Below are 18,768 nucleotides of genomic sequence, written 5' to 3'. Positions count from 1 at the left end.
GTTTTGTTTAGTTTTCAAAGATCATCTTGTTTTTTAACAACTTAATCAGTTTATCACCTTCGACAAAATCTGTCAACAGTTGTTTTTTCTTTTTTTTGTTATCGCCATCAGCGACGTATATAAATATAACATCCCCTCGATAAATGGTCAACAGTTTTTTAAAACTTTTTTATATATTTTTTATACGATATAAATACCAATTACACTTAATGCTACAATACCTGGAACACCTAATACACTTAAGAATGCACAAGTAACAGTATTAATTGGAATATGAAAATTATTCGAAGCTAAAGCATAGTTTAATATAAATACAATCATGACACATACAATGCCTCTTAGTATGTATCTGCTAATTAGTTTTAAAGCTTTAACTGGTAGACCTACTAATAATAGAAATAAGATTACAAACAATACAACTGAAATCATAATAATACTATTCACCACAAAAAAACTCCCCTCATATAACTTGTACACCTTTTACTAAGATTGTATGAGAAAAGGAACTAATCAATGACAAAAAACATTAATAAAAAAAGAGCCTATTGCCTAAACAATAAACTCTTTTATCTATTTCATTTTTGTTATTAAAACATTTCTAGCCTTTGCTTCTTTTAATAAGAAGAAATATTTAGCTTGGTAAAGCTTTACATGGATTAATAGATCATCTGGTGGATCTACGCTTCTTTCCATTAACTCGACCTGACTTAAGTAAATATCTTTGTAGTCATGTAGTCTATCAACTAACTTTTCATCAAATTCTTTACGAATCTTTCCTTTTTTTCGAAAAAAACCCATGGTCTCTCTCCATTAATCAGTTTCTAAAGTTCTCTTCTACCTTCCAGGGCTTTCGAGAGTGTAACCTCATCTGCATATTCTAAGTCTCCGCCTACTGGTAGACCATGTGCGATTCGAGTAATTTTTATACCCGTAGATTTTAATAGCCTGGAAATATACATAGCAGTTGCTTCACCCTCTATATTCGGGTTGGTAGCTAAAATAATTTCTTGAACTACATCATCTTTTAGTCTGCTCAATAATTCCATAATTTTAATGTCTTCAGGTCCAACTCCCTCCATAGGAGAAATTGCACCATGAAGTACATGATATAGACCTTGATATTCTCGCATTTTTTCCATAGCAATAACATCTTTCGTATCTTGCACTACACATATCGTAGATCGATCTCGATGTTGATCACTACAAATATAACAAGGGTCTTGGTCAGTTATATGGCCACATTCTGAACAGTAAAGTAGTTTTCTTTTTGCATCTATCATTGATTTTGCAAAGTCTAACACGTCGTCTTGCTTCATATCTAACATAAAAAATGCCAGTCGAACGGCCGTCTTGGGACCAATCCCTGGCAACTTCATAAAACTATCTATTAATTTGGATATCGGCTCAGGGTAATGCATTTGTCTTACCCTTAAAATAATCCTGGAATATTCATTCCTTTAGTAAACTGCCCCATTGTTTTAGCTGTTGCATCTTCAATTTGTTTAATAGCATCATTAGTTGCAGTTAAAACTAAATCTTGTAGCATTTCAATATCTTCTGGATCTACTACATCTTCTTTAATCGTAACTTCAACAATTTGTTTTAAGCCATTAGCTGTAACAGTTACCATTCCACCGCCAGCTGTACCAACAAATGTACGCTCATTTAATTCATTTTGTGCTTGTTCCATTTGTTTTTGCATCTTTTGCATTTGTTTCATCATATTATTCATATTGCCCATTCCGCCACGCATCATTTTCATTTCCTCCAATATATTTATTCTTTAATAATGACTAAATCTTCACCAACAAGATTGATTGCCTCTTGTACAATTGGTGAAACTTCTGTTGAAGTCTCTTTTTGTTTTGTTGTATTTAAAAATGAATCCCTAGTCGATCTCCAATCTTCTTCGGGAATTGCTAACATACTCATTTCTGCACCTAATAAATTTGATAATGTTTGATTTATCGTTGTTAAGTGCTCTTGTTCACCGTTATTATTGATTAAATCACAGATTGTCTCTGATTTAAAAGCAACAATACACTGTTCGGAAGAAGCTGCCACTACTTCACCATATGATACTAATGTCGCAGTAGAAACCTTATTTTGTTGCCTTAATTGATCTTGAAGTGATGTCCAAACTGCTAAAACTTTATTTTTTTCTGGTTTAGAAGCAGCTCTTAATACACCTTGTATTAAACTATTTGGTATTTTCGAACGAGATGTAGTCGATTTCGGTTTTGGACTAGTAGAGGAATCATTCGTTCCACTTACTGTAATACCATTTTCTTTTAAAAATTTCACTTCTTTTTCAAGAGCGTTAATTTTATTAATTAATGGTGTCAGCTCGTCCTGTTTTTTACCGATACCGCTCACGGAAGCTTTTTGACAAAGTTGTACAATTGCCACCTCAAGTAAAACTCTTGGATGATTAGTCCATTTCATTTCTTGCTGACTTTTACTTAATGAAGCGATAATTTCATACACTAACTCATCATTGTATGCATCGCAAAGCTCTTTAAATCGATCACTAACTGTTGCTCTCTCAAGTAATTCAATTGTACTTGGTGAATGCCTATATAATAGAATATCTCGATAATAAACTGTTAAATCTTCAATAAACCGAACTGGATCTTTACCTTGGTTTAATAGTTCTTCAATATTAGTTAAACAAACTGATACATTACCATCTATTATCGCTGAAACAACAGATATTAAACGTTCTTGAGCCACTGTGCCTGTTACCGCTAAAACATCGTCTAATGAAATAGATTCATCGCTATATGAGATAGCTTGATCCAGAATGCTTAGTGCATCCCTCATTCCACCTTCAGCTGCACGAGATAACATCATCAAAGCTTCTGGTTCAATTGCTGTTTGCTGATGATTCAGAACAACTGTCAATCGATCTGAAATCGTTTGAGCACTTATCTTATGAAAGTCAAAACGTTGACATCTTGATAGAATCGTCAATGGTATTTTATGTGGTTCAGTAGTAGCTAATATAAAGATAACGTGACTTGGAGGCTCTTCTAATGTTTTTAATAATGCATTAAAAGCCCCTATTGATAACATATGGACCTCATCTATTATGTACACTTTAAATTTGCCTACAGAAGGAGCATATTTAACTTTTTCTCGAATATCACGTATTTCATCTACACCATTGTTTGATGCTGCATCAATCTCAATTACATCTGAAATGGATCCATCAGTAATTCCTTTACAAATGGCACACTCATTACAAGGTTCATTAGTAGGTGCATGTTCACAATTTAAAGCTTTTGCGAAGATTTTTGCTGTACTCGTTTTACCTGTTCCACGTGGACCTGTAAACAAATATGCATGTGATACTTTTTGCTGAAGAAGGGAGTTTTGTAACGTTCGTATAATGTGATCTTGACCCACGACATCTTTAAACTGCTGCGGTCTCCACAAACGATATAATGCTTGATAAGTCAATTGGTTTCCTCCTTCTTACAAAGTCATCATTATTATACCCTATGTAATGATTTCATGGAAAATATTTTAAAGAAAACAAAAAAACTCACTCAAAATTGAGTGAGTTTTTATAAAGTTACTGCCGTGCACCACTCGTCGATGCACTACCCCAGGCGTTACTTAAACAGTTAGCTCGGCCCAGGCACCCCTACGGCACACGAGATGGCTCACTTATTGCTGCTTCCTTCCGGACCTGACAAGGTTCATGAGTTCTCGTTGCGTAGGACCCAGACGTCAACACCACTTATTTAAGGCAGACCCTGAAATAGATACACCTCGGAGTGGAATTCAGTCTCGCTAGAGCGGATTGCGAGTACAGGGCACCGCTACCTCCCCACCTAGCACGGCAAAGTTAAAACCTAATTTTAAACCGCTGATTGAAGCGGTATTTAAAGTATATACGAACCGAAATAAAAAATCAATCCTTGTCCTCATGAAGGTAAATTTTTCTTTCTAGATCGCAACTCTCTAAAGAAATTCGTTAATAATTTACCACATTCTTCTTCTAATATACCCGAACTAACTTCACAGCGATGGTTAAATCGATCTTCTTGCAAAAGATTATATATTGATCCTCCACAACCTGCCTTCGGGTCTTTTGCACCGAAAACGACTCTTGGAATTCTTGATTGAATGATAGCACCCGCACACATCGGACAAGGTTCTAACGTTACATATAGAGTTGTTTCCTCTAATCGCCAAGAATCAATGACTTTACACGCATCTTCTATTGTACTCATTTCTGCGTGACCTAAAGCAGTTTGTTTTGTTTCACGTAAATTATAACCTCGTGCAATGACTTGGTCGTTGTGAACCAATACAGCTCCAATAGGTACTTCACCTATCTGCTGTGCTTTTAGTGCTTCCTCTATTGCCAACTTCATATAAATCTCATCTTTATTCAAACTTTACACCTCTTTATTTCTTTAACAAACAAATATTCTTTTTACGAGTAGATAAACTAAACATAGATTGGAGTGAAGCCGATTGAATTCTTCAAATCAAAAAGACAAGCAGTTGCCTGCATTATTAATTGTCGATTTAATCAACTCATTTACTTTTAAACACGGAAGTGTTCTTGCGGATAAATCAATCCATATGGTTCCGAAAATAAATTACATAAGAGACATTTTTAAAAACAAAAAACTTCCTACTATATATGTTAATGACCATTATAAAATCGAAAACCCGACCCAAGAAAAACTTATTAAGCATTGTCTAAACCCCCTAAGCTACGACTTAATAAAACATATACAACCAAACAAGGAAGATTATTTTATCTTTAAGCCTAACTACTCAGGCTTTTACTTAACAAATTTAGATGAATTACTTAAAAAATTAAACATTACCCATTTGGTTATTGTAGGGGTTGCAGGAAATCGTTGTGTACTTTTTACAGCAAATGATGCTTTTATGCGGGATTATAACTTAATTATACCTCAAGATGCAATTTCCTCGGTTACTGATTATGATGAAAAAGTTTCAATTTATATGATGAAGGACATTTTAAATGCTACGGTTATTCAAACTCAAGAAATAGAAGAAATGATCAACCATTTAGTGAGCAACAATTATCAGTAATTGGAAAAATTTTAAAATGGTATTCCGTCTGACTACAGTATGTTAAAATAGTTTCTGTATGTTTTTTGAGTATGATACGGAATTTGACTAGTAAGGAGGACAAGAGATGATACATGTACCTTTTATAACAGTAGAAGGACCTATTGGTGTCGGAAAAACATCTCTATCCAAAGCGATCTCTGAACACTTTCATTATGAACTATTAAAAGAAATTGTAGATGAAAATCCTTTTTTGGGTAAGTTTTATACGGACATTGAAGAGTGGAGTTTCCAAACAGAAATGTTTTTCCTTTGTAATCGATTTAAACAATTAGAAGATATAGACAGAATGTTTCTTAATAAGTCGATTCCAGTGGTTGCAGACTACCACATCCTTAAGAATTTAATTTTTGCTAGCAGAACATTAAAAGACAAGCAGCATGATAAATATTTAAAAATATATCAAATATTAACTGAGGATATGCCGAAGCCAAATGTGGTTATTTACTTAACGGCAAGCCTTGAAACGCTACAAAAGCGTATTCAACTTCGTGGTAGAGAATTCGAACAATTGATTGAGGACCAGTACCTACTTCAGTTAATTGAAGATTACGAGACACACATGAAAGAATTTCAAGCTAAATACCCTGAAATACCTGTACTAAAGTTTGACGGTGATCAAATTGACTTCGTTAATAACCCGAGAGATTTAACGATGATACTAGAATCGTTAGAAAACACCTTACAAAAGGAGCTAAGAAGTATATGAATTTACGTGAAAAATACGGAATACGAAACGATGCAGTTATTACAATTGCTGGGACAGTAGGTGTAGGAAAATCTACTATGACCAATGCGCTTGCAGATGCGCTAAACTTTCGTACATCATTTGAAAAAGTAGATACAAACCCATACCTAGATAAATTTTATCAAGATTTTGCTCGTTGGAGCTTCCATTTACAAATATACTTCTTAGCAGAGCGATTCAAAGAACAAAAAAGAATGTTTGAATATGGTGGTGGATTTATCCAAGACCGTTCAATTTATGAGGACACTGGCATCTTTGCGAAAATGCATTATGAAAAAGGAACGATGAGTGAAGTAGACTACGAAACATATACTAGCCTTTTTGATGCTATGGTTATGTCACCTTATTTCCCAGCTCCTGATTTATTAATTTACTTAGAAGGAACATTCGATGAAGTCGTTGAGCGTATTAAAGAGCGTGGACGCCCAATGGAGCAACAAACTCCTATTGAATATTGGAAAGAAATGAATACACGTTACGAAAACTGGATTAATAACTTTAACGCATGTCCTGTACTTCGTTTAAGTATTAGCGAGTATGATTTAATTAAAAATGAATCTTCTGTAGAAGAAATCATTAAGAAGATTGGAAACGTACTAAATCATTCACAAAAATATATGAAATCTAGATAAGATGAAATGTGGAATGTGTTTTAAAAGTAATACATTCACATAATTAGTAACTATATATAAAAAAGCTGCAAACTGTATCATGTAAAGTTTGCAGCTTTTTCTTTGTCGTTTAACATGTATAAGGTCAAAAAAACAAACAAAAAACTCGTTACAATAATGTAACGAGTTTACTATATATATGCACTCTTTTAATTTAAAAAATGGAGGAGTAAGAGGGATTCGAACCCCCGCGGGCTGTTACACCCCTGTCGGTTTTCAAGACCGATCCCTTCAGCCAGACTTGGGTATTACTCCGTATTGACAAGATTTATAATACCATACGAAAAAAATAAGGTCAAGCATTCTTCTAAAAAAAATATATTTTTTTCTGGAAATAAAAACAACCTTTTTACAACAAATATTATCGTCATCTAACTATTAAACTATACACCTTTTTCATAAGTAGAAAAAATATACAGAAAATTCATTTGTATTTATAATAGTACTACCATTTAAAAACATAAGAAATTTTTAAGGAGAAGGATATGTTTGAATTAATACCGCTGATGCTAGAACGAGTGGGTATTCTTGTTATACTCGCCTTTTTACTTTCAAGGATGAAGTCATTTAGACAAATCATTCAAAATGAACACTCCTTTAGTGCAAAAGTGATCCTAATTGTTATATTTGGCGCCTTTGGTGTAATTAGTAATTATACAGGTGTTCATATTTATCATGAGTCAATTATGTCTCAGTCATGGCACTTTAACGTTGCAAGTAATAATGCAATTGCAAATACAAGAATTATGGGAGTAGCCATTGGCGGTCTAATTGGCGGGCCGGTTGTTGGCTTAGGGGTCGGATTAATAGCAGGCTTACACCGTCTAACATTAGGCGGATTTACTGCATATGCATGTGCCATTTCTACAATCGTTGCAGGAGTTGTTACAGGAATACTTAGAAAAAGATTCGGGATACAGAAAAACAAATCCCTTTGGAGTGTAGTATCAATTGGAATTATTATGGAATGTGTTCAAATGGGGATTATTCTTTTAATCGCAAAACCATTTTGGGCCGCTCTTCATCTTGTTGAAGTAATTGCTCTTCCAATGATTCTAATAAATGGTTTTGGTACGCTTATATTTATATTAATCATCCAAAATATTTTACAGGAAGAAGAAAAAACGCGAGCGCTTCAAACAAACAAAGCTCTGTATATCGCAGAGTAGACTTTACCATTTTTTAGACAGGGATTAACCCCTCATTCTTGCAATGAAGCAGCAAGAATTATTTTTAAATTAACCAAGGCAGATGCAATTTCGATTACTGATCACAAAAGTGTACTTGCTCACGTGGGTGCAGGTTCAGATCACCATGAACCAATGAATAGTTTCGCAACAAAGCTAACCAAGAAGGCACTAAAAGAAGGGAAAATTATTATTGCTACTTCAAAAGATGAAATTCAATGTTTCTATATGGATTGCCCTTTAAGTGCGGCTATTGTATTACCGTTAAAGGCTTTAAATAAAACTGTTGGATCTTTAAAGCTATATTACACGGATTCCAACAAGCTAGATAAAGTTGAGAAAGAACTAGCAGATGGATTATCTAAGCTTTTTTCTACCCAATTGGAATTAGCAGAGGCTGAACTACAGCGAAAATTAGTAAAAGATGCTGAAATAAAAGCATTACAAGCACAAATGCACCCCCACTTCCTGTTCAATTCTTTAAATATAATATCAAGTTTAATTAGAACAGATGCTGATCAAGCTAGAAAATTACTAATCCATTTAAGTACTTTTTTTCGAAATAACTTACAAGGGGCAAGGCAGACCTTAGTCACCTTAGAAAAGGAATTAGAACATATAGAAGCATATTTAACGATTGAACAAACTAGGTTTCCTTCTAAATTCAATGTTGAGTTCCAAATAGAACCTCATTTAAAAACGGTTCAAATCCCCCCTTTTACACTTCAACCACTTGTAGAGAATTCGATTCGACATGCATTTTCAAAGGAAAAGAAATTATTGGTAACAGTACAAGCATATGAATTCAATAATGATATGATTCTTATTACTGAAGATAACGGCAAGGGGATTTCACCGGAGCTACTAAATACAATCGGGAACGAAAAAATACAGTCTAAAGAGGGAACTGGAACAGCGTTATGGAATATAAAAAAACGAATTGAAGAAATTTACGGGGAAAAAGAATATTTTCAAATAAAATCCGATCTAAACACTGGAACGAAAGTATCGATAAGAATCCCATTAACGCAAGAAGTAATGGAGGGATAAATAATGTTAAAGGCACTAATTGTAGATGATGAACCATTAGCAAGAGACGAACTAGCTTATTTACTAAAAAGAAGCAAGGGAGTCGAAATAGTTGGTGAAGCGGACTCAATTAGAAGTACATTGGAATTCATTCAAATAGAAGAAGTCGACGTTGTATTTTTAGATATCCAGTTAGCTGATGAAAATGGATTAGAGTTAGCTCAAAAGCTTCAGGATCTCAGCCACCAACCAGCAATCGTCTTTGCAACAGCTTTTGACAAGTATGCTTTAAATGCATTCGATTTACATGCGATTGATTATATTTTAAAACCATTTGATGAAATAAGAATTCAAAAGACTATCGAAAAATTAGCGAAACTAAGTATGAAATCTATTAAGACTGAGATAAAAAAGAATCCCCCTCTTTTAAAACAAGATAAATTGGCTATTTCGGTTGATGAAAGAATTCTTTTAATAACATTCGAAGAGATCATTTACATTTTTACACAAGAAGGTAAAACAAGCGTCGTTACTGATAAGATGACCCATCGAATAAATGAACCTTTAATCAATTTAGAACGAAAGCTACAAAATACTTCATTTACCCGTGTCCACCGGAGCTATATTGTCAATTTGGATAAAATTATTGAAATTCAGCCTTGGTTTAATTCCACATTTAATTTAATTATGAATGATGGTGAAAAAGTACCCGTTAGCCGAACATACACAAAGGAGCTTAAACAACTTTTTAATTTATAAAGCTTGTATTTCAATAATCCATTCATGCTTCTCAACCTGTTTTTATTGCATCTTACATTGAAAATTCAAAATTTTAATTTTCATAAAGTAAAATGAATGTAAATAAAAAGATACAGGGGAGGCTTATTAAGTAAAATGAATGCGGTTACAATCGTTATTGCTTCTATGTGTATTTTGATGATTGCATATCGTCTATACGGAACATTTATGGCTGTGAAGGTACTTAAGTTAAATGATTCTATACCTACTCCAGCTCATGAGTTAAACGATGGTAAGGATTATGTTCCTACAAACAAATGGGTAACATTTGGTCATCACTTTGCTGCAATCGCAGCAGCTGGCCCTCTAGTAGGTCCAATATTGGCCGCTCAATTTGGTTACCTTCCAGGTCTGTTATGGCTTTTAATTGGTGCTGTAATCGGCGGAGCAGTACATGATGCTGTTGTTTTATATGCTTCGATGAGAAAGAAAGGAAAGACGCTATCAGAAGTAGCAAAAGAAGAGCTTGGACCAGTTGCAGGCTTCTGTACGGGACTAGCTATGCTTTTCATTATTACAATTACAATGGCCGGTCTTTCAATGGTTGTTCTACATGCGCTAGAAAATAACTCATGGGGGACATTTGCAGTTGGAATTACAATACCAATTGCGATGGGTGTTGGTCTACTTTATAAAAAAACTGGCAATTTAAAATTAGCTTCAACGATTGGATTTATTTTATTAATGGTTGGAGTCTTTATGGGACCGACAATACAAGAAACAGCTATAGGTGATTTTTTAACATTTGATACAAGAACTTTGGCAATCATACTACCTATCTATGCGTTTTTTGCTGCTGCTTTACCAGTGTGGCTTTTACTAGCACCTCGTGACTATTTAAGTAGTTTTATGAAAATCGGTGTATTTATTGCACTCATTATTGGGGTATTTATTATTAATCCATCCATCCAATTTCCGACTGTATCTAAATTTGTTAACGGCGGAGGACCCATTTTAGCTGGTCCAGTTTGGCCATTTATTTCAATTACAATAGCATGTGGAGCAATCTCAGGTTTTCATGCATTTGTAGGCTCTGGTACTACCCCAAAAATGCTTGATCGATGGAGCGATATAAAGGTCGTAGGATTCGGTGCAATGCTAGTTGAATGTTTAGTAGGTATTATGGCTTTAATCGATGCTACTGCACTTCAGCCATCAGACTACTTTGCAATTAACTCTACTCCAGAAGTTTTTAAAACGTTAGGAATGAATGTTGTCCACTTACCGGAACTTAGTAAAGAAATTGGGTTAAGTCTAGAAGGGCGTACTGGTGGAGCTGTTACATTGGCGGTTGGTATGACGTACATATTTACATCTATCCCATGGTTTAGTCACTTAGCATCATATTTCTTCCAGTTTGTTGTTATGTTCGAAGCCGTATTTATTTTAACAGCAATTGACGCTGGAACGCGAGTAGCAAGATATTTAATTCAAGATTTCTTTGGTGAATATTATAAACCATTGAAGAAAACAGATTGGATACCAGGATCAATTTTTGCTAGTGCACTAGCATGCTTTATGTGGGGATATCTCTTATTTTCAGGGGATATCGGATCAATCTGGGCATTATTTGGAGTATCAAATCAATTAATGGCTTCTATTGGATTAATCATAGGGGTAACAGTGCTATTAAAGATAGCTGATAAACGTTGGTATATGCTTACTTGTTTGATTCCTCTTGCCTACCTATTTATCACTGTAAATTATGCAGGATACTGGATGATCAAAAATGTTTATCTAAACCATGATGCAGCCGGTTATAGTATGCTAAATGGTGTCTTATCTATTATTATGTTAGTTTTAGGTGTCGTGATTTTAATATCAGCTATTAAAAAGTGGATGGAATTGTGGAACACACCTAATTATAAAATTAATGTTAAAACGATCTAAATAAAAAGCAGATGGACCTGAGAATCACTTCTCAAATACCATCTGCTTTTTATTTATTTAATTACTTCTTTTCCACCCATATACGGACGAAGAACTTCAGGAATAATAACTGAGCCATCTGCTTGTTGGTAGTTTTCTAAAATTGCAGAAACCGTACGTCCAATTGCAAGACCAGAGCCGTTTAATGTATGAACAAATTCTGGTTTTCCTTTTGGATCGCGTCTGAAGCGTATATTCGCTCTTCTTGCTTGGAACGCCTCAAAGTTACTACAAGAAGAAATTTCTTTATATGCATCATAGCTTGGTAACCAAACTTCAATGTCATACGTTTTTGCAGAAGAAAATCCAATATCTCCAGCACATAAAGTAATGACACGGTATGGTAATCCTAATAATTGAAGAACTTTTTCAGCTTGACCTGTTAATTTTTCTAACTCAATATAAGAATCTTCAGGTTTCACAAAGCGCACTAGTTCAACTTTATTAAATTGATGCTGGCGAATTAATCCTCGTGTATCACGACCGGCAGAACCAGCCTCAGAACGGAAACACGCGCTATATGCAGTATATGCAATCGGTAATTGAGCAGCATCAAGAATTTCGTCACGGTGATAGTTTGTTACAGGTACTTCTGCAGTAGGTACTAAGAAAAAGTCTTCTTTCTCGATACGGAATGCGTCTTCTTCAAATTTTGGTAATTGTCCTGTACCGATCATGCTAGCACGATTTACAAGGTTCGGAGGTAATACTTCAGTGTATCCATGCTCCTCTGTATGAAGATCTAACATAAAGCTGATTAAAGCACGTTCAAGTCTAGCTCCTAAGCCTTTATAGAAAGTAAAACGGCTACCAGTAACTTTTGCTCCACGTTCGAAGTCTAAAATGTCTAAATCAACACCTAAGTCCCAATGTGCCTTTGGTTCAAAATCAAATGTACGAACTTCACCTATTCTACGAATTTCAACATTATCGTCTTCTGTTAATCCAACTGGTACTGAATCACTAACTAAGTTTGGAATTGTAAATAAGATAGCATCTAGTTGTTCTTCTAAAGTTCTAATCTCTTCATCTAGAGCTTTAATTTTATCCCCAACTTCTCTCATCTCAACAATTAGTGCTTCTGCATCTTTTTTCTCACGCTTTAACACACTGATTTCTTGGCTAACTTCATTACGTCGGCTTTTTAACCCTTCAACCTGAACAAGTAATTCCCTACGGTTTAAATCTAAGTCTTCAAATTTTTCGATATAGCTTATGTCGCCACCACGTAACTGAAGTTTTGCTTTAACATCTTCAAAATTACTACGTAATAATTTAATGTCTAACATTTTTAATTCCTCCTATTCTTTTATTGTCTAAAGGATAAAAATAAATACAAAAAAGCCCTCATCCCATAAAAGGGACGAGAGCTACCCGCGTTGCCACCCTAATTGAAGAATTAATAAATAATCCTTCCACCTTAGTATAGTTAACGGACTATAGTACCGGGGTTACTTACTAGCTGTACAGCATTCCGTAACCCACTCAAGAATGGATTCACAAGTCTTCATTATCGGTTTGCACCAACCACCGACTCTCTATAAATTTAGAACTTGTTACTATTTTCTTTCGTCGCTTTAAACAATTTAAATTATAAAATAATTTACTATAAGCTTTTACTTTTTTCAATAGTTACATACTTAAATTTGCACTTTTTTCCTTAACCATCTCTACAAAGTAATTCATAAAACGGTAATCATTCGTTAATTCCGGATGGAAAGATGCTGCTAACATGTGATTTTGTCTAACTGCTACAATATTACCATCATGTTCTGCAATAACCTCTGCATCACCTGATACTGAACGAATAAATGGTGCTCTGATAAATACAGCTGGGTAGTCTTCACATACACCATTAATTGGGATGTTTACTTCAAAACTATCCACTTGTCTACCATAAGCATTACGTTCAGCTACCATATCCATAACTCCTATATGCACCGTGTCATCATTTGCAATCTCTTTTGAAAGTAAGATCATGCCTGCACATGTACCGAATGCTGGTAAACCATTTTTGATTTTCTCTTTTAATGGTTCTAATAAACCAACGTGGTCAAGCAACTTACGCATTGCAGTGCTCTCTCCACCAGGTAGTACAATACCATCAAGTCCATCTAAATGTTCTACACGTTTCACGATAACAGCTTCAGCACCACATGCTTTAATTGCATTTATATGTTCTTGAACTGCACCTTGTAATGCTAATACGCCTATTTTCATAAAATCACCAACTTAAATGCTACGATCTTGCATACGATCTGCTGCAGCAAGTTGTCTCATATCGATACCTTTCATAGCAGGACCTAAGTTTTTAGAAAGGTTAGCGATTAATTCATAATCTTGATAGTGAGTAGTAGCTTGTACAATCGCACGAGCAAATTTCTCAGGGTTTTCTGACTTGAAGATACCAGATCCTACGAATACTCCGTCAGCTCCTAATTCCATCATTAAAGCTGCGTCTGCAGGTGTTGCTACTCCGCCAGCCGCAAAGTTAACAACTGGTAAACGACCAAGCTCTTTAATTTGAAGTAATAATTCGAATGGAGCGCCAAGGTTTTTAGCTTCAACCATTAATTCATCACGAGATAAACCAACTACTTTGCGGATTTCTCCGTTAATTTGGCGTAAGTGACGTACTGCTTCTACGATGTTTCCAGTACCTGGCTCACCTTTTGTACGTAGCATAGATGCGCCTTCACCAATACGACGAAGTGCTTCACCTAAGTTACGGCAACCACAAACGAATGGAACAGTGTAATCTGATTTATTAATATGGAAGATATCATCTGCTGGAGATAATACTTCACTCTCATCGATGTAATCTACTCCCATTGCTTCTAAAACACGCGCTTCAACGATATGTCCAATACGAGCTTTAGCCATTACAGGAATACTAACAGCGTTAAGAATTTCCTCAGTAATACTTGTATCAGCCATACGAGCTACTCCACCAGCTGCACGAATGTCAGATGGTACCTTTTCTAATGCCATTACTGCTACTGCACCAGCAGCTTCTGCAATTTTAGCTTGCTCAGCATTTACTACGTCCATAATAACGCCGCCTTTTTGCATTTCTGCCATGCCACGTTTTACACGTTCTGTTCCTGTTAAATTCATTGTTATGCCCCTCCATTATTAAAGCTTACTTGGTAACATTTTAGTATTTCTCTTCCCCTAGTTAAAGTTACCTTACTTTTATTTTACTGAAAAAATGACAACTTAACAATTACTGATATTTTTATATAGAAATTTATTTAAATAAACCACCAATTCCGCTTATGATACTATCCCATAAATTTCCAAAAAATGATCCAATTCCTCTAAATGATAAAACTAACCAATTTGCTTTATCAACACTTTTATCAACTACTAAATCGTACGATTGATTATTAGTATTGATAAATCCTAAATCTTCATTCTTTGAAGATTTAACCACTATTTGTCCAACCTTTGTTCCTTTTTTAATTGGAGCTTTAATATTGCCATCTTTATCAATTGATTTACCTGATAATTGGACTGTTGCTTTATAATTTTTAGCTTCACCGCGTTTTATAGCTAAAGTAACGTCGTCTTTTGCTACTACTTTTACTTCTTTATCTTTACCTTTAACTACTTTTACTATTTTATTACCTTTTATTGTTTGACCTTTTGATACCAGTGTAACTTTTTCAAAGTTACTGAAACCGTAATCCATTAATTTAGCCGTTTCACTAAATCTTGAGTTGTAAGAATTTGCTCCCATTACAACTGTAATATAACGTTGACCATCTCTTTTAGCAGTTCCAGCGAAACAGAAGCCAGCTGAATCTGTTGAACCCGTTTTTAACCCATCCATACCTGGGTATTGAAATACTAATCCTGGTAACATCCAGTTCCAGTTATCCATTTTTACTGGATACTTACCACCTTCTTGGAATGTTTTCTTTGGAATTGAAGAAGTTTGAAGTACTTCAGGATATGTTTTGATTAGATTATAAGCCAATTTTGCAACACCGTTTGCTGACATAATATTTTCATCAGTTAGGGCAGTTCCCTCTGGTTGCATGCCTTGTAAGTCTTTATTTACTAAACCAGTAGCATTAACAAACTTAACGTCTCCTAGTCCTAGTTTCTTTGCTTTATCATTCATTAATTGGACGAAGTTTTTCTCAGATCCACCGATTTTTTCTGCTAGAGCAATTGTCGCACCATTTGCTGAGTAAATAGCAGCTGCTTCGTATAATTCTCTTACTGTATATTGACCACCTAATTCAAGTGGCACGTTAGATAATCCAGTGTTTTGAGAGATTTTATGAGCATAATCAGAAACAGTTACCTTCTCGTCCCAAGAAATTTTCCCATTTTTAATCGCTTCATTAACTAGATATTCTGTCATCATTTTAGACATACTTGCAATCGGTAATGGAGCTTTTGAATTTTTTTCATATAATATTTTCCCTGAATCTGCATCAACTAAAATTGCGGCTTTAGCTTTAATGTCTAAAACGTCCTCTGCAGCAGCAGCCGGTCGTAAATTCATTGGGATGATTATCGTTATCGCTAATGCTATTACGATCAATTTCGTTAGTATTTTCTTTCCAATCACTGTTTTACCTCCAACCTTTAATCTCACTTGTTCATTTTAACACAATTATTTCCTAAAAAATAGGCAACTACAATTTCTTGTAATTGCCCTAGGTACATTGCTTAAATTATTATAGTGAGTAATTTGGTGCTTCTTTTGTAATATGAACGTCGTGTGGATGACTTTCACGTAATCCAGCACCAGACATACGAATAAACTGTGCGTTATCTCTTAATTCATTTAGTGTAGCCGTACCACAGTAACCCATACCAGCTCTAATTCCACCAATTAGTTGGTGAACTGTATCAGCTAATGGGCCTTTATATGGAACACGTCCTTCGATACCTTCAGGAACTAGTTTTTTATTCCCTTCTTGGAAATAACGATCTTTACTTCCTCTTTCCATTGCTCCAACAGAACCCATACCACGGTATACTTTGAATTGTCTACCTTGGAAGATTTCTGTTTCACCAGGGCTTTCTTGTACACCAGCAAACATACTACCTAACATTACTACATGTCCACCAGCTGCAAGAGCTTTAACGATATCTCCAGAGTATTTAATACCACCATCTGCAATAATAGGAACTCCGTACTCTCTAGCAACCGAAGCACAGTCATAAACCGCAGTTAGTTGAGGAACACCTACTCCAGCAACAACACGAGTAGTACAGATAGAACCTGGTCCAATACCAACTTTTACGATATCTGCTCCAGCTTCAATAAGTTCTTTTGTTGCTTCACCTGTTGCAACATTACCAGCGATGATTGCTAATTCTGGGAATCTACTTCTAATTTCTTTCACTTTTTCAATAACGCCTTTAGAGTGACCATGTGCTGTATCAATTACAATTACATCGACATTAGCTTTCACTAATAACTCTACTCTTTGAAGTGCATCTTTTGTAACTCCTACAGCTGCACCTACAAGTAATCGTCCTTGTTGATCTTTCGCTGAGTTTGGAAACTCGATTACTTTTTCAATATCCTTAATTGTAATTAGGCCCTTTAAAGTACCGTCTTCATTAACTAGGGGTAGCTTTTCGATTTTATGTTTTTGAAGAATTTTTTCTGCTTCTGCAAGTGTAGTTCCAACAGGAGCAGTCACTAGATTTTCTTTTGTCATAACATCTGAAATAACAATTGAATAATCTTGAATAAAACGTAAATCACGATTTGTTAAAATACCTACTAATTTTCTATTCTCTGTATCATTTACGATTGGTACACCTGAAATACGATATTTACCCATTAAATATTCAGCGTCTGCAACTTTATGAGATGGTGTTAAGAAGAATGGATCATCAATTACACCACTTTCAGAACGCTTTACTTTGTCTACTTGTTCAGCTTGCTCTTCGATTGACATATTTTTGTGGATGATACCTAATCCACCTTGTCTAGCCATTGCAATAGCCATATCTGCTTCTGTAACTGTATCCATCCCTGCGCTGATTAATGGAATATTTAATTGAATTTTTTCAGTTAATCTCACACTCACATCAACTTGATTTGGAAGTACTTCAGATTTCGCTGGAACTAGTAATACATCATCAAAAGTAAGTCCTTCTTTTACAAATTTTGATTCCCACATAAAAAAGCCCCCCTATACACGTATAAATATTATTAGTAGATTAACAATAGGATAAAACACTGTCAAGGAAGTCAAATTATGTTTAAATATTCAGTTAATAAGGAGTTCCTCTCTTATGTTATACTCGTATAGTAATGTATGGGATGAGCTATGTTATTTTAGCTCTGCACAATATTCAAAAAGCTATCTTCAAACAAAATATGAACGAACTAATTTCAAGGAACAAAAAACAAAAGCTTTCCGTAATGCTTATCCATTTTTATATTATATTGAGCATGGGAAAAGTTATTTTCATGCAGCTCAAAATTCTCAAATTAATGTAAAACCTACATTACTGTTTTATGGGCTTGTACAATTATTAAAGGCTTGCATCCTCACCGTAGATCCCGATTATCCGAGTACCACTGCAATCCTGGCTCATGGTGTTACCTCAAGAAAAATAAAAAAAGTAGGATACTCTTTTGTTGATGACGAAGTTAAAATCCAAAAAAATGGATTATTTACTCATGCTTCTAAAGTATTATTTAATCTAAATAATTTAGAAAACGAGAAGTTTACAATGCTTCAGCTTTTACAATCAATACCGGAATTAAATAAGGTCCTTAAAATTACCAAAAAAGGAAATTTATTTTTCCCAACTACTGTTGATCATGATGTAATCACTCTACCTGAACAAATTTTGTCATCTTATCATTTTACTTCAGAACGTTTTATTTCGTTTCTTCAATCAAAACAAGCTTCAATAGATATTGTAATTCTTGAACAGAATCAAAAGCAAATTAAAATTAAGTCAAATTTTCCTGATAAAATTTTAAATAAAGCACCATTTTATTTTAATATATTAAGTCAAAATTATTTTATAAAATCACAAAAGGAAGGGCTTTCATTATTACCTGAAATTCTTTACCACTATTTACTTTTATATAACTTGAGTATGATTTGTCGCTATGAAACTGACTGGTGGTGTGAACTTTTACAGACATATTCTACTGATGATTACCCTTTAATAAACCAATTTTTAACAGCAACGGAACAAAAAATTCCTTACTTAATTCATCGTTTTTTAACTACACAATAAACAAAAAAACATCAGCCTAATAGCTGATGTTTTTAGTTACCAGGCGACG

The 18,768-nt window shown here is 34.6% G+C and carries 17 protein-coding genes, 1 tRNA gene, 1 other RNA gene, 1 pseudogene and 1 other annotated feature; of the genes and pseudogenes, 7 read left to right on the top strand and 13 right to left on the bottom strand.

Annotation, left to right across the window (positions count from 1 at the left end; all coding sequences use genetic code 11):
* Positions 1 to 180: 180 nt before the first annotated feature.
* The 7 genes from CN514_RS01300 to tadA all read right to left on the bottom strand — a co-directional run bounded on the left by CN514_RS01300 (position 181) and on the right by tadA (position 4,406).
* Complete coding sequence (locus CN514_RS01300; RefSeq protein ID WP_098231029.1) at positions 181 to 447, bottom strand: pro-sigmaK processing inhibitor BofA family protein; 267 nt, start codon at positions 445 to 447, stop codon at positions 181 to 183.
* Positions 448 to 570: 123 nt separating this feature from the next.
* Positions 571 to 798 (bottom strand): YaaL family protein, encoded by a 228-nt coding sequence (locus CN514_RS01295; RefSeq protein WP_056471200.1) that lies wholly within the window; start codon positions 796 to 798, stop codon positions 571 to 573.
* Positions 799 to 821: 23 nt separating this feature from the next.
* Positions 822 to 1,418 (bottom strand): recombination mediator RecR, encoded by a 597-nt coding sequence (gene recR / locus CN514_RS01290; protein WP_056471203.1) that lies wholly within the window; start codon positions 1,416 to 1,418, stop codon positions 822 to 824.
* A gap of 11 nt (positions 1,419 to 1,429) precedes the next feature.
* Positions 1,430 to 1,756, bottom strand: coding sequence for a YbaB/EbfC family nucleoid-associated protein (locus tag CN514_RS01285; protein ID WP_098231028.1), 327 nt, complete (start codon positions 1,754 to 1,756; stop codon positions 1,430 to 1,432).
* 20 nt (positions 1,757 to 1,776) lie between these two features.
* A complete protein-coding gene (dnaX, locus tag CN514_RS01280) occupies positions 1,777 to 3,462 on the bottom strand; it encodes a DNA polymerase III subunit gamma/tau (protein WP_098231027.1) in 1,686 nt (561 codons plus the stop codon).
* A 121-nt stretch (positions 3,463 to 3,583) separates the two neighbouring features.
* An RNA gene (ffs, locus tag CN514_RS01275) (signal recognition particle sRNA large type) lies at positions 3,584 to 3,848 on the bottom strand.
* A gap of 84 nt (positions 3,849 to 3,932) precedes the next feature.
* Entirely contained in the window at positions 3,933 to 4,406 is a 474-nt protein-coding gene (gene tadA, locus CN514_RS01270; protein WP_098231026.1) for a tRNA adenosine(34) deaminase TadA, read from the bottom strand.
* 82 nt (positions 4,407 to 4,488) lie between these two features.
* On the opposite strand from tadA, the gene CN514_RS01265 reads away from it, so the two are divergent.
* The 3 genes from CN514_RS01265 (at position 4,489) to CN514_RS01255 (ending at position 6,501) form a co-directional block, all read left to right on the top strand.
* On the top strand, positions 4,489 to 5,082 hold the full coding sequence (locus CN514_RS01265) for a cysteine hydrolase family protein (protein ID WP_098231025.1): 594 nt from the start codon (positions 4,489 to 4,491) through the stop codon (positions 5,080 to 5,082).
* 106 nt (positions 5,083 to 5,188) lie between these two features.
* Entirely contained in the window at positions 5,189 to 5,830 is a 642-nt protein-coding gene (locus tag CN514_RS01260) for a deoxynucleoside kinase (RefSeq protein WP_098231024.1), read from the top strand.
* On the top strand, positions 5,827 to 6,501 hold the full coding sequence (locus tag CN514_RS01255; protein WP_098231023.1) for a deoxynucleoside kinase: 675 nt from the start codon (positions 5,827 to 5,829) through the stop codon (positions 6,499 to 6,501). Before CN514_RS01260 ends, CN514_RS01255 begins: the two co-directional genes overlap by 4 nt.
* 201 nt (positions 6,502 to 6,702) lie before the next feature.
* Here CN514_RS01255 and CN514_RS01250 read toward each other — a convergent pair.
* A tRNA-Ser gene (locus tag CN514_RS01250) sits at positions 6,703 to 6,795 on the bottom strand.
* Positions 6,796 to 7,025: 230 nt separating this feature from the next.
* On the opposite strand from CN514_RS01250, the pseudogene CN514_RS01245 reads away from it, so the two are divergent.
* From CN514_RS01245 to cstA, 3 genes and pseudogenes are all read left to right on the top strand, one after another.
* Positions 7,026 to 8,777 (top strand): annotated as a pseudogene (locus tag CN514_RS01245) (LytS/YhcK type 5TM receptor domain-containing protein).
* 3 nt (positions 8,778 to 8,780) lie between these two features.
* On the top strand, positions 8,781 to 9,515 hold the full coding sequence (locus tag CN514_RS01240) for a LytR/AlgR family response regulator transcription factor (protein ID WP_098231022.1): 735 nt from the start codon (positions 8,781 to 8,783) through the stop codon (positions 9,513 to 9,515).
* Positions 9,516 to 9,650: 135 nt separating this feature from the next.
* Positions 9,651 to 11,444 (top strand): carbon starvation protein CstA, encoded by a 1,794-nt coding sequence (cstA, locus tag CN514_RS01235; protein ID WP_098231021.1) that lies wholly within the window; start codon positions 9,651 to 9,653, stop codon positions 11,442 to 11,444.
* A gap of 53 nt (positions 11,445 to 11,497) precedes the next feature.
* On the opposite strand, the gene serS is transcribed toward cstA, so the two are convergent.
* The 5 genes from serS to guaB form a co-directional block, all read right to left on the bottom strand.
* Positions 11,498 to 12,772: a serine--tRNA ligase gene (gene serS, locus CN514_RS01230; protein ID WP_098231020.1), complete on the bottom strand. Its 1,275-nt coding sequence runs from the start codon at positions 12,770 to 12,772 to the stop codon at positions 11,498 to 11,500.
* A 67-nt stretch (positions 12,773 to 12,839) separates the two neighbouring features.
* Positions 12,840 to 13,065 (bottom strand) — a binding site (T-box leader).
* 50 nt (positions 13,066 to 13,115) lie between these two features.
* Entirely contained in the window at positions 13,116 to 13,703 is a 588-nt protein-coding gene (gene pdxT, locus CN514_RS01225) for a pyridoxal 5'-phosphate synthase glutaminase subunit PdxT (protein ID WP_098231019.1), read from the bottom strand.
* Positions 13,704 to 13,715: 12 nt separating this feature from the next.
* Complete coding sequence (gene pdxS / locus CN514_RS01220; protein WP_056471238.1) at positions 13,716 to 14,600, bottom strand: pyridoxal 5'-phosphate synthase lyase subunit PdxS; 885 nt, start codon at positions 14,598 to 14,600, stop codon at positions 13,716 to 13,718.
* A 133-nt stretch (positions 14,601 to 14,733) separates the two neighbouring features.
* Entirely contained in the window at positions 14,734 to 16,065 is a 1,332-nt protein-coding gene (locus CN514_RS01215; protein ID WP_483294991.1) for a serine hydrolase, read from the bottom strand.
* Between the two features lie 112 nt (positions 16,066 to 16,177).
* The gene (guaB, locus tag CN514_RS01210) at positions 16,178 to 17,641 is read right to left on the bottom strand and encodes an IMP dehydrogenase (RefSeq protein ID WP_097978823.1); all 1,464 of its coding nucleotides are present in this window, start codon (positions 17,639 to 17,641) and stop codon (positions 16,178 to 16,180) included.
* A 115-nt stretch (positions 17,642 to 17,756) separates the two neighbouring features.
* Between guaB and CN514_RS01205 the strand changes: the two genes are divergently transcribed.
* A complete protein-coding gene (locus CN514_RS01205) occupies positions 17,757 to 18,719 on the top strand; it encodes a YaaC family protein (protein ID WP_098231018.1) in 963 nt (320 codons plus the stop codon).
* Positions 18,720 to 18,768: the final 49 nt, after the last annotated feature.

The organism is Bacillus sp. AFS001701 (genome assembly GCF_002559405.1).
Lineage (GTDB): Bacteria > Bacillota > Bacilli > Bacillales > Bacillaceae_G > Gottfriedia.
Note: the sequence above shows the minus strand (reverse complement) of the source record. Positions and strands in the feature narration are given on the sequence as shown.

Excerpts from the sequence above, each read along its gene's own strand:
- CN514_RS01295 (WP_056471200.1), bottom strand. The coding sequence starts at position 798 with ATGGGTTTTTTTCGAAAAAAAGGAAAGATTCGTAAAGAATTTGATGAA.
- recR (WP_056471203.1), bottom strand. The coding sequence starts at position 1,418 with ATGCATTACCCTGAGCCGATATCCAAATTAATAGATAGTTTTATGAAG.
- CN514_RS01285 (WP_098231028.1), bottom strand. The coding sequence starts at position 1,756 with ATGATGCGTGGCGGAATGGGCAATATGAATAATATGATGAAACAAATG.
- CN514_RS01260 (WP_098231024.1), top strand. The coding sequence starts at position 5,189 with ATGATACATGTACCTTTTATAACAGTAGAAGGACCTATTGGTGTCGGA.
- CN514_RS01255 (WP_098231023.1), top strand. The coding sequence starts at position 5,827 with ATGAATTTACGTGAAAAATACGGAATACGAAACGATGCAGTTATTACA.
- CN514_RS01240 (WP_098231022.1), top strand. The coding sequence starts at position 8,781 with ATGTTAAAGGCACTAATTGTAGATGATGAACCATTAGCAAGAGACGAA.
- cstA (WP_098231021.1), top strand. The coding sequence starts at position 9,651 with ATGAATGCGGTTACAATCGTTATTGCTTCTATGTGTATTTTGATGATT.
- serS (WP_098231020.1), bottom strand. The coding sequence starts at position 12,772 with ATGTTAGACATTAAATTATTACGTAGTAATTTTGAAGATGTTAAAGCA.
- pdxT (WP_098231019.1), bottom strand. The coding sequence starts at position 13,703 with ATGAAAATAGGCGTATTAGCATTACAAGGTGCAGTTCAAGAACATATA.
- pdxS (WP_056471238.1), bottom strand. The coding sequence starts at position 14,600 with ATGAATTTAACAGGAACAGAACGTGTAAAACGTGGCATGGCAGAAATG.
- guaB (WP_097978823.1), bottom strand. The coding sequence starts at position 17,641 with ATGTGGGAATCAAAATTTGTAAAAGAAGGACTTACTTTTGATGATGTA.
- CN514_RS01205 (WP_098231018.1), top strand. The coding sequence starts at position 17,757 with ATGTTATACTCGTATAGTAATGTATGGGATGAGCTATGTTATTTTAGC.